Source organism: Actinomadura chibensis NBRC 106107, assembly GCF_001552135.1.
Taxonomy (GTDB): Bacteria; Actinomycetota; Actinomycetes; order Streptosporangiales; family Streptosporangiaceae; genus Spirillospora; species Spirillospora chibensis.
In genome coordinates, this window is record NZ_BCQP01000099.1 from 1 (window position 1) to 6,120 (window position 6,120).

The 6,120-nt window shown below is 72.4% G+C and carries 6 protein-coding genes and 1 tRNA gene; 1 reads left to right on the top strand and 6 read right to left on the bottom strand.

All coding sequences use genetic code 11. The annotated features are described in order from the left end of the window. Positions 1-114: 114 nt before the first annotated feature. From ACH01S_RS40840 to ACH01S_RS40860, 5 genes are all read right to left on the bottom strand, one after another. Positions 115-187: transfer RNA gene (locus tag ACH01S_RS40840), tRNA-Ala, on the bottom strand. 78 nt (positions 188-265) lie between these two features. After that, positions 266-928, bottom strand: a complete 663-nt coding sequence (locus ACH01S_RS40845; RefSeq protein ID WP_067905556.1) for a histidine phosphatase family protein — start codon at positions 926-928, stop codon at positions 266-268. Further along, entirely contained in the window at positions 925-1,335 is a 411-nt protein-coding gene (rsfS, locus tag ACH01S_RS40850) for a ribosome silencing factor (RefSeq protein ID WP_067905559.1), read from the bottom strand. Before rsfS ends, ACH01S_RS40845 begins: the two co-directional genes overlap by 4 nt. A gap of 147 nt (positions 1,336-1,482) precedes the next feature. Beyond that, positions 1,483-2,085: a nicotinate-nucleotide adenylyltransferase gene (gene nadD / locus ACH01S_RS40855; protein WP_067905561.1), complete on the bottom strand. Its 603-nt coding sequence runs from the start codon at positions 2,083-2,085 to the stop codon at positions 1,483-1,485. Positions 2,086-2,137: 52 nt separating this feature from the next. Then, the gene (locus ACH01S_RS40860) at positions 2,138-3,424 is read right to left on the bottom strand and encodes a phenylacetate--CoA ligase family protein (RefSeq protein ID WP_067905563.1); all 1,287 of its coding nucleotides are present in this window, start codon (positions 3,422-3,424) and stop codon (positions 2,138-2,140) included. A 93-nt stretch (positions 3,425-3,517) separates the two neighbouring features. Here ACH01S_RS40860 and ACH01S_RS40865 point away from each other — a divergent pair, with 93 nt between their 5' ends. Then, positions 3,518-4,552 carry a M48 family metallopeptidase gene (locus tag ACH01S_RS40865; RefSeq protein ID WP_083981718.1) on the top strand — a complete coding sequence of 345 codons (1,035 nt, stop codon included), beginning with the start codon at positions 3,518-3,520 and terminating at the stop codon, positions 4,550-4,552. Between the two features lie 70 nt (positions 4,553-4,622). Here ACH01S_RS40865 and ACH01S_RS40870 read toward each other — a convergent pair. Further along, on the bottom strand, positions 4,623-6,120 hold a 1,498-nt coding region (locus ACH01S_RS40870), incomplete at its 5' end, for a TIGR03767 family metallophosphoesterase (protein ID WP_067905567.1).

Genomic DNA, 6,120 nt, shown 5'->3' on the forward strand with positions numbered 1-6,120 from the left:
TGGGGGGCGGAGCCCCCCACATCGGGGGTCCGGGGGTGGCCCCCCGGGCAAACACGACGAAGGAGTGGCGGGGAAGAGGCCACCAGCCTCGACCACACCACTCCCAACTCCGAGTGGAGCTATGGGGATTCGAACCCCAGACCTCCTCCATGCCATGGAGGCGCGCTACCAACTGCGCCATAGCCCCGCCGCCGCGTGGACGTTCATCCCGCGGCGCCCCGCCAGTGTATAGGACGGAGCGAGCCCGGTTCGAATCGTTTGCGGATCAGGTTCCGGCGTCGGGGCGGTCGTCGCTGAGCACGGGTTCGGGGAGCGTCCCGGCGTTGTGCTCGGCGAGGCGCCAGCCGCCGTCGCGCATCTCGGTGATCACCGACCAGCAGCAGTTGGACAGCCCGCCGAGCCGCTCCCAGGTCTCCTCGGGCAGCCCGAGGAGGTGGGACATGCCGAGGCGGAGCGCGGCGCCGTGGGACGCGACGACGAGCTGCCCGGTCGGCTCCAGGCCGTCGAGGGCGCGTTCGAGGGCGGCGCCGACGCGCTTGGCGACCTGGGCGCTGGTCTCGCCGCCCGGCGGCTGCCAGGCGGCGTGCTCGGCCGGGTACCGTTCGCGGATCTCGATGTTGGTGAGGCCCTCCCAGGCGCCGCCGTCGCGTTCGATGAGGTCCTTGTCGTACCGGACGGGGAGCCCGGTGATCTCGGCGAGGGCCTGCGCGGTGTCGGCGGCCCGCCGCAGCGGCGACGAGAGCAGCGCGGTCGGGCGGAGCCCGGCGAGCAGCCGCGCCGCCCGCCGGGCCTGCTGGACGCCGGTCTCGTCGAGAGGGATGTCGGCCTTGCCCTGGAAGCGGCGTTCGACGTTCCACGCGGTCTGCCCGTGCCGCCACAGCACCAGCCGCCGCTTCCCGGGCTCCCGGGTCGGGCGGGGTTCGCTCACTCGGGGCTCCCGACGGCGCGGGCGCGCTGGGCCTGGTGGGCGGTGACACGTTCCGGCAGTTCGATGAGGGGGCAGTCTTTCCAGAGCCGTTCGAGGGCGTAGAACATGCGGTCCTCCTCGTGCTGGATGTGCACGATGATGTCCGCGTAGTCCAGCAGCACCCAGCGGCCTTCGCGCTCGCCCTCGCGCCGGACGGGCTTGGCCCCGGCGTCCTCCCGGAGGCGCCGTTCGACCTCGTCCACGATGGCGCGGACCTGCCGGTCGCTGGGGGCGGAGCAGAGCACGAACGCGTCGGTGATGACGAGCTGCTCGCTCACGTCGTAGGCAAGAATGTCGTCGGCCAGCTTGTCGCCCGCCGCCTCGGCGGCGATCCGGACGAGCTGCGCCGCCCTCTCGGATGCGGTCACGATGCGCTCGCGATCCTCCCTGTAGGGGTCGTCTCCGCTAACACCATCTCACGGGTGGCGGTCCGCGGTCCCCTTTGTTGATGTTCGACCGCCGTGCCCGGGCGGCCGCTTCCGCCTCCAGGGTATGTCCCGGGCCGGACGGCCTGCTCAGACGGCCGATTCGCGGTAGAGGTCGCGCTTGTTGATGTACTGGACGATCCCGTCCGGCACGAGGTACCAGATCGGCTCCCCGGAGTGGACGCGCTCGCGGCACTCGGTGGACGAGATCGACAGCGCCGGGACCTCCATCAGCGACACCCGCCCGTTCGGCAGTCCGGGGTCGGCGAGCCGGTGCCCGGGACGCGTGACCCCCACGAAGTGCGCCAACTCGAAGAGTTCCTCGGTGTCATGCCAGGTCAGCATCTTCTCCAGCGCGTCGGCGCCGGTGATGAAGAACAGGTCGGCGTCTGGCCCTTGGATCTGCCGCATGTCACGGAGCGTGTCGACCGTGTACGTGGGCCCGGGGCGGTCGATGTCGACGCGGCTGACCGAGAACCTGGGGTTGGACGCGGTGGCGATGACGGCCATGAGGTAGCGGTCCTCGGCGGCGGCGACCTTGCGTCCCTCCTTGTGGGACGACAGGCCGGTGGGCACGAACACGACCTCGTCCAGCGAGAAGAAGTGCGCGACCTCGCTAGCGGCAACGAGGTGCCCGTGGTGGATCGGGTCGAACGTGCCGCCCATGATCCCCAGCCGCCGCTTTTGGGTCATGGCGACGAGAATAGCCAGCCCGGCCGGGGTCTCGAACGTCCGGGGCGGGGGCTCAGGACAGGCCCCGCAGCGGCGGGCCGCCGTCCTCCCAGGACACGACGCGGACGGCCTTGCCCACCTCGGTCCTCGGCACGGTGCCCGCGGGCAGCACGAACACCTCGGCGGCCAGCCCGAGCGACTCGCGCAGCCGGTGCGCCAGCTCCGCGCGCGGGTCGCCGGAGAGCGCCTCGCACGCCACGAGCAGCCGGACGGCGGGGCTCCGCCGGTCCACGACGAGCTGGTAGTGCGGCCGGACGAGCCCCGACCCGAGCAGCACCCGCTCGACCTCGCTCGGGTACACGTTGACGCCCTTGACGACGAGCATGTCGTCGGAGCGTCCGAGCACCTTGCTCATCCGGACGAGGGTCCGCCCGCAGTCGCACTCGCCCCGGTTCAGGGACGCGATGTCGCCGGTCCGGTAGCGCAGCAGCGGCAGCGCCTGCTTCGTCGGGGTCGTGAACACGAGCTCGCCGGGCGTGCCGTCCGCGACCGGGACGCCGCTCGACGGGTCGACGGCCTCGACGATGAAGTGGTCCTCGTTGACGTGCAGGCCGTCCTGCTCCAGGCACTCGGTGGCGACGCCGGGCCCGATCACCTCGGACAGGCCGTAGATGTCCATGGCCTTGACCGGCAGGACGTCCTCGATCGCGGCGCGCAGCTCCTCCGACCAGGGCTCGGCGCCGAACAGCCCGGCCTTCAGCGCGGGCACCTCGACGCCCGCCTCGGCGACGGCCTCGCCGAGCCGCAGCGCGTACGCGGGCGTGCAGGTCAGGACGTCCGCGCGCAGGTCGGCCAGCATCCGCACCTGCCGGTCGGTCATCCCGCCCGACATCGGCACGACGGTCGCGCCGAGCGCGACCGCGCCCTGGTGGATCCCCATGCCGCCGGTGAACAGCCCGTACCCGTACGCGTTGTGGACGACGCTCCCCGGCGACGCCCCCGCGCACGACAGCGACCGCGCGCACATCGCCGCCCACAGGTCGAGGTCGGCCTTGGTGTAGGCGACGAGCGTGGGGCGCCCGCGCGTCCCGCTGGACCCGTGCACGGCCGCGACCTGGTCGCGCGGGACGGCGAGCATCCCGAACGGGTAGTGGTCCCAGAGGTCCTGCTTGGTGGTGAACGGGAGCTCGCGCAGCCCGGCGAGCGTCACGTCCGACCCGCCGCCGACCCCGGCCTCCTTGAGCCGCCGCCCCTGGACGCCGTCCGCGGCGAGCAGCCGGTCGACCAGCCCCCACAGCCGGTGCCGTTGCAGCGCGGCCCGCTCGTCCGGCGACATGGCCTCGGCTTTCGGATCGAACATGAGGCGCCTCCCAGGCGACGGCCGGAGCCGGACGAGGCTCCCACGCCGGGGAACCCTGCGGCAAGGTGGTTCGTCGGAACTACCATGCCAGACATGACGGAGAACACACCGGATCGAGTACGTGCGCGGTTCCCGGGGATCAGTTCCCGGGCCTACGAACACCCGGCGGACCGTTCGGCGCTCGTGGCGCTGCGCTCGCTGTCCGGGTTCGACGTCGTCCTGCGCAAGCTGTCGGGGCTGGTCAACGAGCGGTCGCTGCGGCTGATGTTCCTCGGCGGGACGGTACGCGTCGGCGAGGACCAGTTCCGCAACCTCTACGACATGGTGCGCGACGCGTCCTACGTCCTGGACATGCCGGAGGTGCCGGAGCTGTACGTCCGGCAGGACCCGACGCCCAACGCGATGGCGCTCGGCTCCGACCACCCCTTCATCGTCGTGAACACCGGCCTGATCGACCTGCTGGACGATGAGGAGCTGCGCTTCGTCATCGGCCACGAGGTCGGGCACATCCTGTCCGGGCACGCGGTGTACCAGACGATGATGCAGATCCTGCTGCAGCTCGGGTCGCGGCTCGCGTGGCTGCCGCTCGGCAACATCGGCATCGCGGCGATCATCATCGGGCTGCGGGAGTGGTTCCGGAAGGCGGAGCTGTCGTCCGACCGGGCGGGGCTGCTCGTCGGGCAGGACCTCGACGCCGCCAAGCGGGTGAACATGAAGCTGGCGGGCGGGACGCGGCTCGGCGAGATGAGCAGCGAGGCGTTCCTCCAGCAGGCGCGCGAGTACGACGCGGCGGGCGACGTCCGGGACGGCTTGCTGAAGTTCCTGAACCTGCTCGGGCAGTCGCACCCGTACGCGGTGATCCGGTTCGCCGAGATCGACCGGTGGGGGAAGAGCGCCGAGTACGAGCGGATCCTCGCGGGCGACTACCCGCGCCGCGACGGCGACGGCGACGCGTCCGTCACCGACGAGATCAAGAACGCGGCGCGCTCCTACCGGGAGTCGTGGGAGCGGACGGCCGACCCGTTCGTGGGCAAGGTCCGCGACATGGCGGACGCGGCGGCGGGCGCGGCGGGCGGGCTGTTCGACCGGTTCACCCGGCGCGACAACGGGCCGACCGACCGCAACTGAGGCAGGCACCGGCCAGGGCCGCCGCGCTACGGACGCGGCGGCCCTTTCACGTGCCTGGAGCTTCGCGCGTCTAGAAGGGGGCCGGGACGAGGAGTTCGACGTTGCGGTCGGCGGCCTCGCCGCGGCGGTGCTCGTCCCGCTCCTGCCAGTCGTTGCCCGCCAGCTCGCGGGACAGCGACGCGAGCCGGACGGGGTCGGTGAGGCGTCCGCCGTAGGACGCGGGCCCCGCCGAGTCGATCACCGTCGCGAAGATCGACAGGGTGCCGTCGCCGTTGTCGGCCAGCTCCACGATCCGGCTCTGCTGCGGGAAGTCGATGTGCGCTGCGGTGTTCACCTCCCAGAACCCTCCCCCGCCCGGCCGCGTGTGCGGGATGACGTGGTTCCGGTGCGTGTGGCCGTTCACCCACAGCACGACGTTCGGGTAGCGGAGCAGGAGCGCCAGGACCTCGTCGCCGAGGACGCGGTCGCCGCCGAGCGAGTTCTTCAGCGACCCGATCGGGTGGTGGCTGAACAGGACGACCAGCCGGTCCTTCACCGCGTGCGTCACGACCGAGCCGTCCGCGGCGAGGTAGCGGCTGCTCGCGGCCTTGAGCTGGGATTCGAGCCACGCGAACTGCTTGCGGTCGAGCGAGCCGTCCGAGTAGCCGTTCGGGTTGACGGTGTCGAGGACGAGCCCGCGCACGACGCCGCGGTCGAAGGCGTAGTAGGCCGTCCCGTCCCGGAGGTTGGCGAGGGTGTAGCCGTGCCCGGCGAGGGCGGCGGTGGTCTTGAAGTGCTCGGCGACGACCTCGCGGCGGGCGAGCATCCGCCGGTTCCGGTCGGGCGTCACCGGGCGGAACAGCCCGCCCGCGCCGCCCTGCTCCCGGCTGAGCCGGATCAGCTCGGCGGCGTCGGCCTCGGCCAGCATCCGGGCGAGCCGCCGGGCCTGGGCGTCGTCCGCCGGGGCGCCGATCTTGATACCGCCGGTCGCGAGACCGGAGACGAGCGGGCCGGCGGGCAGGTTGCCCTGGACGAGCCCGTCGTGGTTGCCGAAGACCGCGAGCCAGGGCGAGTCGAGCCCGGTCGCCTGGAACGGGCGGCGGGCCGCGTCGATCAGGCCCTTGACGCGCGGGAAGCCGAACCTCGTCGTGGGGAGGTCGGCGTCCGCGCCGGGCGGCGGGCCCTCCGGGTGCCAGAACGCGCGGTCGTAGGACGCCCAGTCCATGACGCCCTCGTACCGGTTCGGGTCGCCGGAGTCGGGGTTGACGCGGCCGCCGTCCAGCAGGTCGATGATCCAGCGGACCTCGTTGTACTGGACGTTGTCCGCCGCGTCCCCCGTGTTGATGGTGAAGGCGAGCGGCAGCCCGGTCGCCGGGCCGCGGCCGACGGCGTTGACCGCCTGGACCATCGCCTCGGCGACCTGCGTGGTGAGGAATTCCTGCGGCCGGTACGCGCCCTCGACCGGCAGGACGTCGAGGACGTCCTTGAACCGGTCGACGAACTCGACGCGCGCCGGGGACTGCGCGTCCACGATGTGGACGTCGGTGAGCTGGCCGAAGGCGAGGAGGCCGCGGCGGGCGGCGGCCCGA

Bases quoted from the DNA above. Each gene is read 5' to 3' on its own strand.
- nadD (WP_067905561.1), bottom strand. From the start codon at position 2,085: ATGACCCAAAAGCGGCGGCTGGGGATCATGGGCGGCACGTTCGACCCG.
- ACH01S_RS40860 (WP_067905563.1), bottom strand. From the start codon at position 3,424: ATGTTCGATCCGAAAGCCGAGGCCATGTCGCCGGACGAGCGGGCCGCG.
- ACH01S_RS40865 (WP_083981718.1), top strand. From the start codon at position 3,518: ATGACGGAGAACACACCGGATCGAGTACGTGCGCGGTTCCCGGGGATC.